15 protein-coding genes are annotated in these 17,260 nt (G+C 61.7%); 5 read left to right on the forward strand and 10 right to left on the reverse strand.

Features of this window, described 5'->3' with window-relative positions; translation table 11 throughout:
* Positions 1-8: 8 nt before the first annotated feature.
* Genes VF436_RS15975 through VF436_RS15985 form a run of 3 tightly spaced genes read right to left on the reverse strand, consistent with a single transcriptional unit; the run spans position 9 to position 3,645 of the window.
* A complete protein-coding gene (locus VF436_RS15975) occupies positions 9-1,100 on the reverse strand; it encodes a dipeptide epimerase (RefSeq protein WP_330905021.1) in 1,092 nt (363 codons plus the stop codon).
* Entirely contained in the window at positions 1,097-2,497 is a 1,401-nt protein-coding gene (locus VF436_RS15980) for an SH3 domain-containing protein (RefSeq protein ID WP_330905022.1), read from the reverse strand. Before VF436_RS15980 ends, VF436_RS15975 begins: the two co-directional genes overlap by 4 nt.
* Positions 2,494-3,645: a DUF819 domain-containing protein gene (locus VF436_RS15985; protein WP_330905023.1), complete on the reverse strand. Its 1,152-nt coding sequence runs from the start codon at positions 3,643-3,645 to the stop codon at positions 2,494-2,496. The genes VF436_RS15980 and VF436_RS15985 overlap by 4 nt, the downstream gene beginning before the upstream one ends.
* A gap of 169 nt (positions 3,646-3,814) precedes the next feature.
* On the opposite strand from VF436_RS15985, the gene VF436_RS15990 reads away from it, so the two are divergent.
* From VF436_RS15990 to VF436_RS16005, 4 genes are all read left to right on the forward strand, one after another.
* The gene (locus tag VF436_RS15990; RefSeq protein WP_330905024.1) at positions 3,815-4,840 is read left to right on the forward strand and encodes an alpha/beta hydrolase; all 1,026 of its coding nucleotides are present in this window, start codon (positions 3,815-3,817) and stop codon (positions 4,838-4,840) included.
* Positions 4,841-5,134: 294 nt separating this feature from the next.
* The gene (locus VF436_RS15995) at positions 5,135-5,755 is read left to right on the forward strand and encodes a hypothetical protein (RefSeq protein WP_330905025.1); all 621 of its coding nucleotides are present in this window, start codon (positions 5,135-5,137) and stop codon (positions 5,753-5,755) included.
* An 18-nt stretch (positions 5,756-5,773) separates the two neighbouring features.
* The gene (locus tag VF436_RS16000) at positions 5,774-7,243 is read left to right on the forward strand and encodes a phospholipase effector Tle1 domain-containing protein (protein WP_330905026.1); all 1,470 of its coding nucleotides are present in this window, start codon (positions 5,774-5,776) and stop codon (positions 7,241-7,243) included.
* 25 nt (positions 7,244-7,268) lie between these two features.
* Complete coding sequence (locus tag VF436_RS16005) at positions 7,269-7,838, forward strand: hypothetical protein (protein ID WP_330905027.1); 570 nt, start codon at positions 7,269-7,271, stop codon at positions 7,836-7,838.
* A 294-nt stretch (positions 7,839-8,132) separates the two neighbouring features.
* On the opposite strand, the gene VF436_RS16010 is transcribed toward VF436_RS16005, so the two are convergent.
* The 6 genes from VF436_RS16010 to pdsR all read right to left on the reverse strand — a co-directional run bounded on the left by VF436_RS16010 (position 8,133) and on the right by pdsR (position 14,522).
* A complete protein-coding gene (locus tag VF436_RS16010) occupies positions 8,133-8,837 on the reverse strand; it encodes a hypothetical protein (RefSeq protein WP_330905028.1) in 705 nt (234 codons plus the stop codon).
* Positions 8,838-8,868: 31 nt separating this feature from the next.
* A complete protein-coding gene (trpE, locus tag VF436_RS16015) occupies positions 8,869-10,344 on the reverse strand; it encodes an anthranilate synthase component I (RefSeq protein ID WP_330905029.1) in 1,476 nt (491 codons plus the stop codon).
* 92 nt (positions 10,345-10,436) lie between these two features.
* Complete coding sequence (locus VF436_RS16020; protein WP_330905030.1) at positions 10,437-12,455, reverse strand: ATP-binding protein; 2,019 nt, start codon at positions 12,453-12,455, stop codon at positions 10,437-10,439.
* 51 nt (positions 12,456-12,506) lie between these two features.
* Positions 12,507-13,046 carry a hypothetical protein gene (locus VF436_RS16025; protein WP_330905031.1) on the reverse strand — a complete coding sequence of 180 codons (540 nt, stop codon included), beginning with the start codon at positions 13,044-13,046 and terminating at the stop codon, positions 12,507-12,509.
* A 166-nt stretch (positions 13,047-13,212) separates the two neighbouring features.
* Entirely contained in the window at positions 13,213-13,833 is a 621-nt protein-coding gene (locus VF436_RS16030; RefSeq protein WP_330905079.1) for a hypothetical protein, read from the reverse strand.
* Complete coding sequence (pdsR, locus tag VF436_RS16035) at positions 13,833-14,522, reverse strand: proteobacterial dedicated sortase system response regulator (protein WP_330905032.1); 690 nt, start codon at positions 14,520-14,522, stop codon at positions 13,833-13,835. The genes VF436_RS16030 and pdsR overlap by 1 nt, the downstream gene beginning before the upstream one ends.
* Positions 14,523-14,708: 186 nt before the next feature.
* Here pdsR and VF436_RS16040 point away from each other — a divergent pair, with 186 nt between their 5' ends.
* Positions 14,709-14,831 (forward strand): hypothetical protein, encoded by a 123-nt coding sequence (locus VF436_RS16040; RefSeq protein ID WP_330905033.1) that lies wholly within the window; start codon positions 14,709-14,711, stop codon positions 14,829-14,831.
* A gap of 480 nt (positions 14,832-15,311) precedes the next feature.
* Here VF436_RS16040 and VF436_RS16045 read toward each other — a convergent pair whose 3' ends face one another.
* On the reverse strand, positions 15,312-17,192 hold the full coding sequence (locus tag VF436_RS16045) for a S8 family peptidase (RefSeq protein WP_330905034.1): 1,881 nt from the start codon (positions 17,190-17,192) through the stop codon (positions 15,312-15,314).
* Positions 17,193-17,260: the final 68 nt, after the last annotated feature.

Consider the following 17,260-nt stretch of genomic DNA (forward strand, 5'->3'; position numbering starts at 1 on the left):
GAGATGATTCAAAACCATTGCAGACGCTCCACATGGTCGATGCCGAGTCCGGGTGACCGGGACAGATCAATATGAGGGCCGTGGAACCGGACACCCCCACGCACGGGATCGATGGCGCACAACTGAGGCCCATCGAGATCGATGAGGCGAATGGTGTCCGGCCGCGCCGCCGCCACATGCGCCGCCGCAGCCACGCTGATGCCGCTTTCAAGCATGCATCCCATCATGCACGGCACGCCATGGTCGGCAGCAATGTCGGCGATGCGCAGGGCGCGTGCTATTCCGCCCGCCTTCATCAACTTGATGTTGACGATATCGGCCGCCTTTTCGCGCAGCAGGCGTTGTACGTCCTCAGGCCCGAACACGCTTTCATCGGCCATGACCGGCGTCTGCACGCGTTCAATGACATAGCGCATGCCATCGAGATCATAAGCCGGCACGGGCTGCTCGATCAGTTCCGGCACGATGCCCGCACGCTCAAGCGCATGCAGCACATCGACCGTGTGCCGGGCAGTCCAGCCTTGATTGGCATCGAGCCGCAAGCTGGCCCTGCCCTTTGCCGTCTCATGGATGGCCTGCACGCGCTCCACATCCAGCTCAAGCTCGCGGCCCAGCTTGATCTTCAATGCCGTGAAGCCGCGCGCGAGCGCATCACGCGTGTCGGCAACCATTTTGTCGATCGCGCCCACACTGATGGTGAGGTCGGTCATGAGCGAAGTAGTGCTGCCACCCAGGAGTTCATGCAAGGGCACACCGTGCATCTGCGCATGCAGATCATAGAGTGCCATCTCAACGGCGGCCTTGGCGCTGCTGTTGCGCGCCATGGCATGCTGCACCATGCGCGACAGGCTGTCGATGTCGTCAATACTGCGTCCCATGATCGCAGGGGCGATATAACCGTTGATCGCCTCCATCAGCGATGCATGCGTTTCGCCTGTGATGGCTGCCGTGGGCGGCGCCTCGCCATAGCCCCAATGACCGCTGTCGACCTGCACCTGAACGACGATGTCCTCCAGTTGCTCGACCGTGCGTAACGCAGTGCGAAAGGGCGTGCGCAAAGGCAATCGCAACATGGCCAGGCGAATGCCGATAATGTTCATGGCGCGGCACGCATACGCACGACATCGGTCATGCGATCCACGTACGGCGTGCCGTCGTCGGACAACAAGGGCAGGAAAGCAGTTACCGATACGCCATTGAGGGCGACGCGACGCACCTGCCCGCCAGCATCGCGATAACTGGCGCCCGCGGTATCGTGGATCACATACGGCTTCCCGTTGATCCGGCCGATGATCATCATGACGTGACCCGGTATATAGATCAGGTCGCCTACATCCAGCGAATCGATGGCGCGCAGGCGGGCCTCATGCGAATCGGCTGCCGTGAACGCCTGCACATGCAACGCAGGGCTACTGCCCTGGTCGCCGGTATTGCGCGGCAACTGCACACCCATGCTGCGGTAGACCTCGGAGACGAAGCCGCTGCAATCGCGAGCATCATAATCATGGCCCCAGCCGTATCGCTCGCCAAGGAACTTGAACGCCTGGTCGATGACGTGGACAGGCGTAAGAGACAGGTAGTCCGGTGCGGTATCCTCGTTGCGCGGCAGCAAGGCATCGGCAAACCGGACACGCCCCTGCGCATCTCGCACCGGAAGTCGAAGCACATGGCTGGTGTAGCTGGCCTGGCCGTTCACCATGGATGGCGGCCTGGGATCCAGAGGCAGCCGGATACCCATATCAAGGCCCAGGCGCGATAGCGCGGGCTGCTCTGGCGTGAACACCGTATGCGCCACCGCTGCCGTGATGACTCGTGCATCGCTGGCGCGCCCATAGCCAAGCACTTCGTCAGCGCTGCCTTCGGCGATATCGGCCTTGTGCACCCACGCGGCATAACGCGCACTCAGCACGAACAGCCATTGTCCATCGCCACTGGTGTGGACGATGACAACCGGTGTCCCGGGAAATTCGGCAGTCTCCTGGAAGCGATCAATATCCGTATCGCCCTGCCGACGAAATACACGCTCATCCGTGGGAAAACTGCGCAGCGATGCGCGATGCACGACTAGGCCGTAGCGCGTGACCTGGCTGGTCGGTATCCGATCCAGTGCCAGGCTGGTCATCCATGCATCGCGATGCGCCTCGTCGATAACGCGGCCCTGCCGGTCATACAACGGGCCTGTCGGACGGACCGAGCGTTGTTCGATCCACTGGCGTACCTGCACACCATCGAGGATCGCCGGCATGCGCGAGAGATCGTGCATGGTTCGATCCTGAGCAAACAACCGGCGATTCTGCTCGGCGATGGCGCTGGCATCCATCATGAGTTGGTCCGGTCGCTCAAGTCGGCGCACCCAGAACTGGGCAGATAGCCGCTCCGGATGCGCGGCCATGTCGTCAACAGGAGATAGCGCGGAAGCCTGCGCAAACGCTTGTAGCGCGTAAGCCAGCGCCCAGGCTGCCAGCCCGCTTCGCCAAGCCAAACGGGAGATCTTCATGCGATTGCCAACATCTGTAGCACTTTTGCCACGAGCAGACCGAAACCGGTACCCAGGATATAACCGAGCAAGGCCAGCAATACACCGACTGGCACCAGCGCGCGCGAATAGGTCGCCGCCAGTACCGGCGTGGCCGCCACGCCACCGATATGCGCGAGTGAGGAAATGCCGCACAAGTACAAGTCGAAGTGAAAGATGCGAGCAAACAAAGCCAGCAATACGGCGTGCACGACAATGATGCAAGCCCCAGCCAAAAGATAGATCGGTGCATCACGCAGGCCGCTGAAATTGCTCTGCGAGGCCAGAACGGCCACGACGACAGCTAGCAAGGCGCTGGATATGGCATTGGCTCCCGCATAGCGCGAAAGCGGGGTCTGGCCTGCCAGCAGGCCCGCCGCCGTGGCCAGCAGGATGGTCCAGGTCGAGGAAGAGACCATGCCTGAGGTGGGAAGAAGGCCAGCCAGCCACGCGGAACCGACAGCCACGGCCAGCGCCACGCCCAGCCACAGCAACACCGCATCGGTGGTGGCCGGCGCATGGCTGCGTGCGGGCGCCACGGCCATGTCGGCACTGGAGCACGCACGCGTCCACCGATTGAAGGCTGTCGCAAAACGGGCCGCACCAAACAGCACAGCCACCCATGCCGAGTAGCACAAGGCATCGGTGAGCAGGGAAAAGGTAAGCAGGCTATCGGGCATGCCGATGGCCTGCTTGACAGCGATCATGTTTGCCGTGCCTCCCATCCAGCTCCCCGACAGGGCGGCCAGCGGCTGCCATGCCATGCCCGGCAAGGCATGGCGCAATATCAGGAACACCAGCACGAACGCCGCGAACAGGCTCACCGAGGTGCTTGCGAATACCGCCAGCACACGCGGCCCCAGGGCCAGGATGGCACGCAGGTCACAATGGATCATCAAAAGGAACAGCAGCGCCGGTACCAGTTCGCCGACGATGATGGTTTGCGCTGCGCGAATCGGCTCGTTGACCTGCCACACGCCCACCACCGCCATGGCCGTCACCAGCAGGTAGGTGAGTACGATGGGGGGAAACACCTGGAAAATGCGCCATCCGAATTGACGCTCCAGCGCCGGGAACATGCCCGCCGCCAGCAGCATCAAGGCCAGGTAGGGCCACACGGTCTGGATCACTGCAACCTCGCTGTATCGGATGCCTGTGCCATTGAAGCGCAAAAGCACATGGCTGCCCACTGTCTACCTCGCCGATCAATGCCCCAAGGTCATAACTGCCTTACGCAAGCGCGCGACGACGACTGGCTATACTCGGGGTGTTTTCGTGCACGAATTCGAAGGAATGCCCATGCTTGTCCGCTTGAGCCTTGCCTTGGCGGCGGTCTTCGCCCCGGTCACCATATATGCCGACGATGCACCCAGCACCGTGGCGCTAGGCGCCAGGCTGGAGCATTACGACTATCCCTATCCCGTGCACTGGATCGAGTTGCCGAGCCAGGGACAGGCGTTGCAGATGGCCTACATGGACCTGACGCCGCAACACGCCAATGGCCAATCGATCGTGCTGCTGCATGGCAAGAACTTCTGCGCACCTTATTGGACGGCCACCGCCGAACGCCTGCGCGACGAGGGGTATCGCGTGATCGTTCCCGACCAGGTCGGCTTCTGCAAATCCTCCAAGCCTGCTGGCTATCAGTACAGCTTTGCGCAGCTTGCCGCCAACACGCACGCGCTGCTGACCGGCCTGGGCATCGACAAGGTCATCGTGATCGCCCATTCCATGGGCGGCATGGTCGGTTCACGCTATACGTTGATGTACCCCAATGCCGTGCAGCGATTGATCCTGGTTGATCCGATCGGTCTGGAAGACTGGCAGGCCAAGGGCGTGCCATGGCGCAGCGTGGACGCCTGGTATCAAAACGAGCTTAAAACCAGCTACGCCACGATCAAGGCGTATCAGCTCAAGAGCTACTACCACGGCCATTGGAAACCCCAGTACGACCGCTGGGCGCTGTTGCAGGCGGGCATGTACGAAGGCGATGGCCGCCAGGCGGCAGCATGGGCCGGCGCGCTGACCTACGACATGATCTATAGCCAGCCGGTCATTCATGAGTTCCCGAATATCCGGGTGCCTACGGTGTTGATCATCGGACAGGCCGATCGCACCGCGCTGGGACGTGACATCGCGCCACCCGCGGTTGCCGCGAGCCTGGGCAATTATCCGCAGTTGGGCAAGGAGGCGGCAGCGGCGATCCCGCATGCGCGGCTGATCCCGCTCGATGGACTGGGGCATGCCCCCATGATCGAAGCGCCAGAGCGCTTTCATGAGGCACTGGATGACGCCTTGGCAATGCCGCCGGGCAAAGGCGGCTGAGCGGCCAGCAGGCTTCGCCTGAATATGGCTTGAAAAGTAACGCCGTGTTTCAAACATCAGGTAAAGCCTGATTATTCGACTGGCGCACTCGCCGCCACTTGGACACCATTTGCGGAATAGATCACATCATAAACGCCAAATCCAAAGCGTTACTGGTTTTGAAACCATAACCGGCTATGATCTTCGATCACGCGCACTCCTTCGACCCATGGACGGAAAATCAGGGATTGCGTGCCGGGGGCGTCGCTGACTTCCCCTGAAAACCTTCATTTCGATCAACCAGGAGAGGGCCTGGTGCAAAAGTCGCTCAAACCCGCCGCGGCCGTTGCCCTGGGCATCGCCATTTTCCTTTCTACAGGATGTGTTTTTGCCATGACGCCTGAGACCAGCCAGAACATACAGCCGCCCGCGCCTACCGAAAGTGCCCCGCTGCATTTCAAGCGGCATAATTTCCAGGCGTTTTGCTATAACACGGTCGGCTGCCACATCATTTACGATCGGCAGAATTTTTCTCCCGTCACCAATGACGACGATCCGGACCATGTGTCGCCCCCGCCCCCGGAAGGCGATTACAAGAAGAACTGGCTCGGACAGGCTTCGATCGATATTCCCAATTTCCCCGGCCCGGCCGAGGTGAAGTGGAAGTCCCTCGATGGCAAGGAGCACGAAGCAAAGATCGATATCGCCAGCATCTTCAAGGATGAACTGGTGTGGCACAACGTGCCCAAGAACGACATGGCCGACTTCCACTCCGGTCCGGTAGCCGGCACGCCCGACATCTTCGTCGAAGTCAACGACAAGACAGTGAACGTGTATATCACCATGTTCATTCCGACGAAGCAGGAACAGATTCCAGGCAACAAATACAGCTCGTTCCGCAACGACATCGTCCTGGCATGGACGCACACGTACTAATCGCTTGGGGAGCATGACATGACGGAAACGCACAAGCCCGGTACTGACGGCCACCTCGAGGATGGCGTTTCGTACTACCCAGCCAGCCAGGCGCAGATGCAGACCTATGCGACCGCACAGGCGCAACTGGCCAACTTCCAGGCACCCATCCTGTACAAGTCCGAGGATCCGCATTCGCGGCTCTATATCGCCTCGTTCGACGGTACCGGCAACGACGCCAACAAGGATCCCGAGCACCGTACCAACGTGTCCCGGCTGTCCGACCAGGTCAAGCAGAACAACGACCCGCACGTCAAATCCGATTACCTGGCTGGCCCAGGTACGCAGGACGGCTACTTTCGCTCGGCATACGACGGCGCCACCGGTTCCACCTATGGGCCGCGCACCGAGGAAATGTACAAGCGCTTTACTGAACAGGCTGCGCGCTGGAAAGCCGAAGACCCCGACGCCAAGATCTCCGTGTTGTCCACGGGTTTCAGCCGAGGCGCCGAGCAGGCTGCCGGCTTCACGCGTCTGGTGGAAGAGCGCGGCATCCAGGATCCGACAGGGGCGCAGTACAAGTACAACGCCGACGGTTTGGTCGAGAGCGTCAAATACACCAAGCCGCCGCTCCAGGCGCCAGGTGGTATCGCGCAGGCCGAAGCGCTCTATGATCCGGTTAATACCGGCACACCCGAGCGCAACGACCGTCGTCCACCGCCATCGGTGATCTCGGGTTTCCAGATCACCGCCGATGATGAGCGCCGTCGCCTGTTCAAGACCGACCAGATCATCAAGACCACCGATGATGGTCGTTTCCTCAACGTCAACGTGGCCGGTGCGCATTCGGACATCGGCGGCAGCTATCACCGCGATGGCCTCTCGATCCGCAATGGCAACATGATGATCGATTATGCCAATGCGCTGAGCGATAAGCCGTTCCTGCGCAAAACCAACGAACCGCAGGATCAGGGGCTGAATGTGGTTCACCGCTCCGAGGAAGGCATGATCCTCTACCGGTGGGACAAGAAGGTCGATCGCACGCAGCCCGAGGGACAGAACGCGATCATCGTGCCCAAGCAGGACAAGGCACAATACGCACCAGATCAGCAGCGCAGCGCCGAACCGGTCAACCAGCAGCTGAGTGCGCAATTCACGCGCCAACCGGTGAATATCGGGTTGCAGCCGAACCAGCAGCAGGCATCCCCCCAGACGCTGCACGTAGCCCCCAACCAGCCGATCCCGGCACCTGGCAACCAGTCGTCGGTCAGCAACGATTTCGATCGACTCGCCGCCGCAGCCGCCACGCGCAACGATGCCGCATCCCGCCAGGTGGCGCAGAATTATGCGCAGTCGCCTGAGGGCCAAGCCCTGCTTGCCCAGGGGCAGCAAGCCAACCAGCAACGTAACCAGACGCAGCAACAGCAGCAGGCTGCGCCTGAACAACAGCAGCAACAACAGCAACAGCAATCTCAACAGCAGTTGCCGAACCCCAACCTGCGACGTTAACGCGACAAGTAAAGAAACCACGGTTATGACCACGGAAGACGATATCAAGGCCATGGCCGTCAAGCTGGCGATGCTGGTTGACAGCTTTGAAACCCGCGGCGACGCGGTCGTGCAGCAAAACCTGCAGGCCGCACATACCATCACACGCTCAGCGGAGGATGCTGCGCATGTTGCCCGGCAGATGACTCACCAGGCTGTCGAGGAGTTTCGCGAGATCGCGAGCGAAACTCTCGGCAAGAGCCTGCGTGAGCCGCTGTCGCATGCCGACAACACCTTGCAGGCGAGCATGCAGGGCATTCGCGACGCCGTGCACGACCTGGAGCGGCGAGTGCAATCGACCGCATGGTCGCATTCGGTGATGGCGTGGAAGGTATTCATTGCCTGCACGCTCGCATCAGCGGCCGTGGTGGGTGCCGCGATCTACTTCGGCATGCAGGCACGCACCCAGACCATACGAGCAGACTGGGCGACCCAGATCAATGCTGCCATCGCCGACGGCAACCTGGCTCCATGTGCAGGCGGCGGCATCTGCGCACGGGTGGACGCCAAGCATTGGGTGCGACTGGATCAGCCTGCGGCCGATACACATAAATAATCTCGCGCCTCTGAGCCCGGAGGAGCGACTTCAGTGGCGATGCAAGGGGTGACGAGACCGCGGCTTGGAGATCTCAAAACCCCAATCTGCGACTGAATCGCAGATTGCTTCGCGACTGAAGTCGCCCCTGACAGGCATGCGAAGGTCTCAAGCGCAGCGCATGGAACTGGCGCGACGTTCATCCGTGGCACGCCGAGTCCGCCTCTCCGCCCCCACCAGAACAGGGTCTCGTAGTGCTGGGGCGTTGCAGGAACCACGGGGAATGGATGCTTTCCAATCCCCACGTTGCGGGGCCTATCGCTGCGGGGCTGGGCCGAAAGCCAGCACTTTGCTGGTATAGGTTTCCTGTACGAAGCTGAAGGGCTTGTTGCCCTGCGTGTACAGCACCGCGCGGTGTTGTAGCAGGTGATCGGGAATGGTAAGGAAGCGATGGGTATGTGGCGGTAGTGATGCGCCTTCTTCCCATCCTTTGGGCAAGGGCGACCACAACAGATCGGCAGACTGCGTCTGACGACGGAAATGCAACGATTGCACCACGATGCCAAACGGCGTGTCAGTGGTGTCAAGTTGCCTGTTCATGTCCTCGGTCAGGCGCGACGGCACATACCAATTATCCGCGTCCGACAGGACGTAATCGCCACAGGCCAATTGCACCTGGCGATAACGCACCGGCTCTTCAGGACTGATCTGCAATTGATCGCGCACGCCTTCAGGAAGCGGCTTGTCCTGTCCGGTCACGCGGTGCGCGACGATCTTCGCGTCTCGCGCCAGACCATGATCGCCACACCAACGTTCAAGGGTCAGCGTGGCACTTGGGTGGCTGAGCAGATCGGCGTTGAGTGTTTCCAGCAATGCCAGCACCTGGGTGCGACCCATTCGTGTATCGGGCCACTCGGGCACGACAGGGCCAGCACCATGACTATGATCGTATCCATGGGTACTGGCAGCAGCCACGGTCAACACCACCGCAGCAAGCGAACGCCAAAGGTTCGAGCGCATGACAACTCCTTTTTGCTCGCGAACAAGGGGGTCACAGGCCTTTCGCCGCCTGGGCCACTGCGCGGAACAACGCCCTTCCCTTGTTCATGGTTTCCTCCCATTCCGCCGATGGGTCCGAGTCATACACGATGCCGGCTCCTGCCTGCACGTGCAAGCGGCCATTCTGGATGACCGCCGTACGGATGGCGATTGCCGTGTCTGCATCGCCCCACCAGCCAATCCAGCCGATTGCTCCTGCATAGATATTGCGCTTGTACGGCTCCAGTTCCTGGATGATCTCCAGTGCACGGATCTTCGGCGCGCCGCTGACCGTGCCGGCGGGAAAGGTCGCCTTGAGCACGTCCATGTAGCTCATGCCGCTGGCGAACTGGCCCTGCACTTCCGACACGATATGCATGACGTGCGAATAACGCTCGATCACGAACGACTCGGTGACCTCCACACTGCCGGTCTCGCTGATGCGGCCGATATCATTACGGCCCAGGTCGATCAGCATCACGTGCTCGGCACGCTCTTTCGGATCGGCCAGCAAATCTGCTTCAAGTGCCTGGTCTTCGGCCTCGTTGGCACCGCGCTTGCGCGTACCGGCAATCGGGCGCACCACGACCTTGCCGTCCTTGAGCCGCGCCAGGATCTCCGGCGAGGAACCAACGATCTGCGTATCTCCCAGGTCGACGAAATACATATACGGCGAGGGATTCATGGCGCGCAGCGCACGGTACACATCGACCGGGCGCGCATGGAAACCGACGCTCAAGCGCTGCGAGGGCACGACCTGAAAGACATCGCCGGAACGGATGTATTCCTTGGCTCGCTCGACCATTGCCTCGAACGCTTCGCGCGTGAAGGAGGATTTGAAGTCACCTTCATCGAGCGCCACCGATTGGGTCAGCTGAGGATAAGCCGAGCCGCCCTGGCGCAACCGATAGACCAGCGCGTCCAGGCGGCGCTGTGCCTGGGCATAAGCCTGTGGCTGGGAAGGATCGGCATGCACAATCAGGTACAAGCGCCCCTTGAGGCTATCGAAAACCGCCAGTTCCTCGGCCAGCATCAGCAGCACATCGGGCGTGCCCAGCTCATCGGGGCGATCCCACTGCGCCAGGCGCGGTTCGATGTAACCAATGGTCTCGAAGCCGAAATAGCCCACCAGGCCACCCGTGAACGTCGGCAGTTGCGGAAGGCGCGGGACGTCATATTGCTTGCGTAACTGCTCGATCTCAGCCAGAGGATCCTCAAGGTGGCGGCGTTCGATCACCTCACCGGAGTCTTCCACTTCCAGCTCATGCCCGCGCAGGCGATAGACGCGACGCGCCGGCAGGCCGATCATCGAATAGCGTCCCCAGGTGGCACCGCCCTCGACCGATTCGAACAGGAACGTGTACGGGCCATCGGCCAGCTTCATGTAAACCGATAGCGGGGTATCGAGGTCGGAAAACACCTCGCGCACCAACGGGATGCGGGTATGGCCCTGCGCCACCAGCGCGTTGAACTCGTCTCGGGAGATCACGTGTCAAAAATCCGGAACAGACGGTGAAAGCAGCCATTGTAGGCCTACTGAGCTCCTTTCCGCGCGGGACCGTTTCAAACCTGCCCGGTCGCTTACAACCTGGCGCGCGGCATTCCGTGCAACCGCAAGGTAAACGCCACCCCGGCCCCGTCGTCGAGATTGCGCGCCTCGGCGCTGCCGCCATGCCGTTCGGCCACCAGCCGCACCACGTAAAGACCCAGGCCCAGATGGGGCGCGCCGCCAGGCGTGGCCTTGTCGCGCAGGCTCACGAGCGAATCGAACAATCGACCCTGCATGGCCGCCGGTAGCGGCGGCCCCTGGTTGGCCAGTTCGATTTCCGCACCGTGCTGCCTGCCATCCATCCAGGGACGCAGGGAAAGTTGCAACCAGCCATCCTCGGGCGTGAACGACAAGGCATTATCGAATAGCTTGTCCAGTGCCTGCGCGATCAGCTCAGGCGCGCAATGCAGGTGCAGCGGTGCAGCGGGAAGCTCCCAACGCACGGCACGCGTACCCGCCAGCGGGCGGTATGCCTCGGCGCAACCACGTACCACTTCGGCCAGGTCGACGTCTTCCGGTTCGGCTGCGGCGATGGCTCGCTCCATGCGGCTGGCCTCGCTCATCGCGCGCACCAGGGCGCCAAGGCGCGCCACCCCGTCGCGCGCTCGCGCCATATAAGGTTGTGCTTCAGGTGGCATCGCCGATCGCTCCTGCAAGGCGTGCTCAAGGTTATCCAGGGAGGATTTGACGATCGCCAGCGGCGTATTGAGCTCATGCGACAGCTTGGACGCCAACGTGCGCAGATAGTCGGTGTATCCACCCACCACTTCAAAGAGGTTCTCGAAGCTGCGGGCCAGATCGCCGATTTCGTCTTCCGAGTCGGCCATCGGGAAGCGACCATCCAGCCGCCCATCGTTGACCTTGGCCCGCTCGGCCGCATCGCGCAGGCGCCCCAGCCGTAAACTCAGGCGAGTAGCGAAAGCCAGCAGAATGGTGCCCGCCACCAGCAACACGCCAAAACTGGTGAGCAACAGGCCAAACAACGCGCGATTGGCCAGCAACGGCACCGCGCGACTGGACTGCTCAAGCAACAAGACGCCATCGACACGCCCCTCGGACTGGATCGGTACGGCCGCTGCCAATACGACGCTGCCACGCGCTTCGCCCTGGCGCCACACACTGGCGGGATCGCCCTGGGCCGCCTCTTGCACCTCGTGCAGATCCAGACGTGGCGCATCCTCGGCCCACAAATTGGCATCATCCAACCGGTTGGCCAACAGCGCTCGATAGATCAGCGATGCAAACCAGCCTGGCTGCTCCTGCGCACTGTTGGCGCCGGCCAGATGACCGCTCTGCGCCAGCAGCCAACCTTGCGGAGCAAGCACGCGCGCACGCACACCGCGCGGCAGCAGCTGCGCCAGTTCGCCGGAGAGTCGAGGGGAATAACTCAGGAGCGATCGCGTATCGGCCGCCATGGCTTCGGAGTCGCCCGCGGCGACATCGAACACGCCCAGGCCAAGCTGGTCGAGCGAGCGCGGCAAGCGCAATTCGACGCGGTAGCCGCTGCCGTCTTCCTGCCATTGGGCATTGATCTCATCGGGCAACCCCGGCACGCGTGGATCGGCCGATGACGCCACCACCGGTCCCGGCGCCGAACTGGCGATCACATAGCGACGCTGCTGGCCCTGCCTGCCCAGAATCAGCACGAGGTGATCGGCCGAAAGCACGTTGGGATCACCGCTGTCAGCACGCGTGCGCCGCGCACTGCGCACGTCCGCGTACAGATAGAGCCAACTGTCATCGGCAGCAAGCAACAGCTTGCCACGACGTCCCAACGGCTGGCTCCAGGGCGTCAGGGGTGCCCAATCGTCGCCGTAGCCGTCCACGGTGATCGGCGTCTGAACGCGTTGTACATACCAGGCACGTTTGCTGCTGCCTGGCATTTGCCCACCGATGACCAGACTGCGGGCGATGGCACCGCCGGACGCGACCAGCGCCTGCGCCTGCCCGTCGCGTAACAGTTCCTCCATCTGCCGCACGTATAACCAGCCCGCAATGGGCAGTGCCAGCGTGCACAGCGCGACGAGCAACAGTTTCTGGCGAAGCGTCATGCGTGGCTAACGATCATGCGATACATGGAGGAACCGTCGACGAAGAAAAGATCAGGGCTTGTAAACACTGCTCGCAACGACCTTCTCGAACGCCTGCAAGTCACGGTTTTGGCGACCGGCATCCGGACCATCGATCATCGCCCATTGAAGATAGACACTCGACGCCGCGCCCGGATCGCAGAACGCGGACACCTCGATGCCTGCCTCGGTCTCGAACTTGATGGCCTTGCAGCTCATGGTCTTGTTATCGACGTGATAAGGCGCTGACTTGTCCTTGGGGGCATTGGCCAGATGATCCTTGCGGTAGTCGGCCAGGGCGGCATCGAGCGTCGGCTGCTCACGCGGCAGCACAATGAGACGCAGCACCTGGTCGGGCTCGCCATCGCTGACGTCTCCCAGCACGATCGCTCCGCTGACGCTGATGTCGTGGGCAAACCCTGGCTGCGAAGTCCAGCCCTTGGGCGCCGTGACCTGCACCGCCCAGGCCTTGCCGGCATCTGTCTTGCCCTTGATGAGCGACTGTGCGAACGACATCGGCGCGGCGCACAACGCCGAGACGCCCATGGCAGCCAGGAACAGTTTCCGCTTCATGCATTTCTCCTTGGTGATAGGTCGATGGGTGGAGGGACGGCGCAGAGCTGGATGTCGTCTGCACCCTCAGGTGTACGACAACACCATGCTGCATGACAACTTCAGACGAGCGGTCGGACTTGCGCCCTCACGACTCGCCCCTACCACCCGTCTCAACGCGGCAGCATCAATGTCGAGCGCCACCCTTGGCACTGCCATGGTTGTCACGACTATCCTTGTATTTCATGTAGAAAGACTGCTCGACCACCTTGCGAAACAGCGCCAGCACCTGGTCGCGATCGCCGCCTGGCGTAGACAACGTCATCGACCAGCTCAGCCGGATGCCGGTGGTCTTGCCGGGGTCGCAGAACACCACCACGTCATCGACATGATCGGAGCCGTGGTACAGACCACCGCTGCATGACACACCGCTTTGTGGATTGGCCTTGATCGGGAATGGTTCGACCTTGGCGGCTGGATCACGCTCAAGATACTTTTTGCGATCGGCATCCCATTCGGCCTGGAGCGTTGGTAGCTTGCGCGGCCAGACATTGAGCACCATCACGCGATCGGGTTCTCCGGTCCAGTCGCCCCGGTAGATCACCAGGTTAACGCCAATGGCACGCGCGTACTGACAGCAATCGGCAGTCCAGCCGGCCGGAGCAATGGTGTTGATAGCCCAACCCGGTACATCGCCGTCAGGCTTGCCATAGACCATGACGCCGGTCTCGTCCGCGGCGGGCTTATCCGTGGCCTGCACGGCCCATGCGCAGGCCACAAGCGCCAGCACCCCGGCCAGAGGACGCATCACGGACGCCACCGGTAACCCACGCCATGCACTGTCTCGATAGCATCGAACTCCGGGGCGACCGCGTTGAATTTCTTGCGGATACGTTTGATGTGCGAGGTGATGGTGGCGTCGTCCACCACCAGCTCGGCCTCGCGCATCAACTGGTCGCGATTCTTTACATGCCCCGGGAAGCGCACCAGTGTATGTACCATCCAGAATTCGGTCACCGTCAACGGAATTTCCGCGCCGTTCCAGGTCACGCGCATGCGTTCGGATTCGAGCTTGAGCGGACCGTGCTCGATCACCGTTTCACTCGAAGCAGGTGTTTTCAGTGATTCGATGCGGCGGAACAAGGCAGCGATGCGCGCGGCCAGCTGGTGCAGGCTGGTGTCCTTGCTCAGATAATCGTCGGCGCCCAGGCGCAAGCCCGAGATCACATCGAAATCGGAGTCGCGCGCAGTCAGGAAAATGATCGGCAGCGTGGCCGAGCGTGCCCGCAACTCACGACAGAGATCGAAACCGCCTTCGGGCTCGTCGCCCAGGCCGATGTCGATGATGACCAGTTCTGGCAATCGCATCGCAAACGCCGTGGAGGCTTCGTGGCGCGAACCGTAGCCGCGCGTGTCATAGCCGAATCGGTTGAGCGCCTCGACGTAGTTGGCGCGGATGAGAGGTTCGTCTTCGACGATCGCGATGTGGCGGCCCATGAGGGTCTGGGTTCCTTAGAAGGTGTGGCGAGGGCGCAGGGTGCTATGAGGCCAGCCCCCACGCAAGCGCGAGAGACCGGCTGCCATGATTTTGTCAGATGTGGTCGCCCACTTGCCCGTTTTGCGTCGCATCACTCGCCCCGTATAGCGCTTTCATGGAGCCGTACCCACTGCGGAGGCCAGCCCATGACCCCTACCGAATCCAACGACCGCCAGCCCAATGGCGACCTGCATGGCTTCGAGCCACTGCGTGTCACGCTGGCCATGGGTGCCCTGCTGTTGGGCTTGCTTGTCCTGGGCCTGCACTGATGGATACAGCGCAACCCTTGGAGTGTGCCTAAGGGCCAGGGATGGCCACATGGATGACCGTGGAAGCTGGGCCCATGGCCGGCGCACAAGGACGAGCGCCGGCCGGAGGCAATGAGCTCGACCCCGACTGGCACCCGCTCTAACACGTTAGAACTACGTTAAGCCCTCCCGACCGATGTTCCCTCGTGGCTCTTGCAGCCTCACTTTGAGTTCCAGCCCCGCGTCCCCGGGGCTTTTTTTTGGCTGAAGTAATTTTTCGGGGAACCTTTCCAGGGAGGCTTCTGTCGAAGTATTCGGAACGGTTCCGCTCCTCGCCGTGGAAAGCCATCCAGCGCCCCCTCCCCATCGATCGGACGCAGGAAGGGGCAGCACCGATCCAGACATCTTCATGGTCTCCTCGCGCGTCTTCTCATGACGACGCCTTATCCCGGCGCCCCACCCCTGCGGCGCCGGGATTTTTCTATGTGCCCGCCGCCGTGCTCAGGGCGTATACGTGGCGATGATCAGCATCCCCCTGAATTCGGTCTTCGCCCGAGCCCGGATGTAATACCTTGCGTTCTCAGGCTGCGCGATGACCACCGCTTCGTTATTGCCTGCCTTGTCCGACACGTACCGGGCATCACTGCCATCATCGGCTGGCACCTTGTCCACATCGACGTAGAGCGTGACATCGCCCAGTCCCCCCAGTGTGCGGATATTGAGATTCCTGGCGCCGGCGGGCACATCAATCGCGTACAAATTGCTATCACCCTCATAGGCGAACTGTTCACGCAACAACACACCAGGCGTCAACAGGATGAAGGGCTCCGGGTCGGGTTCGCCCGGGTCGTTGCCCAAAGCCAGGTTTACCGCCGCTCCCGCATCGAGAATGCCGGCACCGATCGGCCGATCGATCGATACAGGAAAGCGACGAGCACTGCGGGTCAACATCGATGCGATCTCCTGCGGCGTGGGCTTGGCCAGTCCAGCTTCTTTCGCGGCGCTGACCATCAACGCCACGGTGCCGGCCACGTGGGGCGAGGCCTGGGAGGTTCCAGCCATGCCGCCATAGACCGAATTCGCCGGCACGGTCTCTCCATCGTTGATCGCCTGCCAGACAAAACCTTCTTTAACGGGCATGCCCCCCTGACCATCACCGGGATACACGCCGCCACCTGGCGCGGATAATGTGATACCCGAACCATAATTGGAGTAGAAAGTTCGGCGCCCTGTCACGCCATTGGCCGCCACCGCAATCACGCCCGGGCAATTGGCGGGCGAGAACAGCGATACATCCATATTGCTGTTGCCAGCGGCCACCACAACGGTCGTACCGCGTGCAATAGCCGCCGTGATAGCCCGGCCCATCGACGAATCGGCACTGCATGTCCCCTGGCCACCCAGGCTCATGTTGATGACCTGGGCTGGATGAGGATTGTCCGCGACGCCATCGACATGGCCGCCTGATGCCCAGACGATGGCATCGGCAATATCGGCAGTGGTGCCGCCACAATGCCCGAGCACACGCACGGGTAGCACCTTGGACCTGTGCGCCACACCCGCCATACCCAGGCCGTTGTCGGTCAGTTCGGCCACGGTGCCCGATACGTGCGTGCCATGCCATGAACTGTTGGCCGGAGGATTGAAGGCATCGACGCAACCACCATTGCTAGCCAGGTATTTATCGCCTGTGGTCCAGTCGCCGGTATCCCAACCGCCCGCGACACGGCCATCGATATCGCGCCCCGAAATAAGCGCATGGCTGATAAAATCATAACCGGCATCCCCGAGCGATGTATCGAGATCTGGATGCCGGGTGATGCCGGTGTCCAGTACGGCCACTACCACGCCATGCCCATCGGCAAGCGGCCATGCACGATCAATACGCGCGCCCCCGGCTGTGCTTTGGAGGTGCCACTGATAGTCTGCATGGAGGGGATCGTCTGGCGTAAACGCCTGCCAATCCGATAGCGCTACCGAACCTGCCGGAGTACGAATATCGCGTACCGCATGCATGCGAAGATCAGGCTCGATATATAACACCGCCGGATCATCACCCATGCGCGCCATCAGTGCATTGGCCTGCGCCGCATCGAGCTTTTGCGATGTGCGTAGCCACAACGCCCCGGTGGCGAGCTTGCGTTGCGCAGTAATGCGCAAAGGTTTGTCTGACGAGGCCACCACTGCATTGAGGCCGCGCATGGCAGCATCCACGGTGCCGGCTCGATAGGTCACGATGAATGCATCATAGGTGTCCCCGGACTGCGTGTTGATACTGGATATGTGCGCGGCGGCTTGAGTACCGCCGGCTGCCTGCGTGGTCGGCATGGCGAGCAAGAGCGCCGTTGCCAGCGAGGCTCGACGCAGAGAAAAGAAGATCATGGATTACTCCTTGGATAAGGCGATAGCTGATGGCAGCGGCTCGTCTTCATTGCCGTGAGCGGCTTCAG

Source organism: Dyella sp. (assembly GCF_036384435.1).
Taxonomy (GTDB): domain Bacteria; phylum Pseudomonadota; class Gammaproteobacteria; order Xanthomonadales; family Rhodanobacteraceae; genus GSA-30.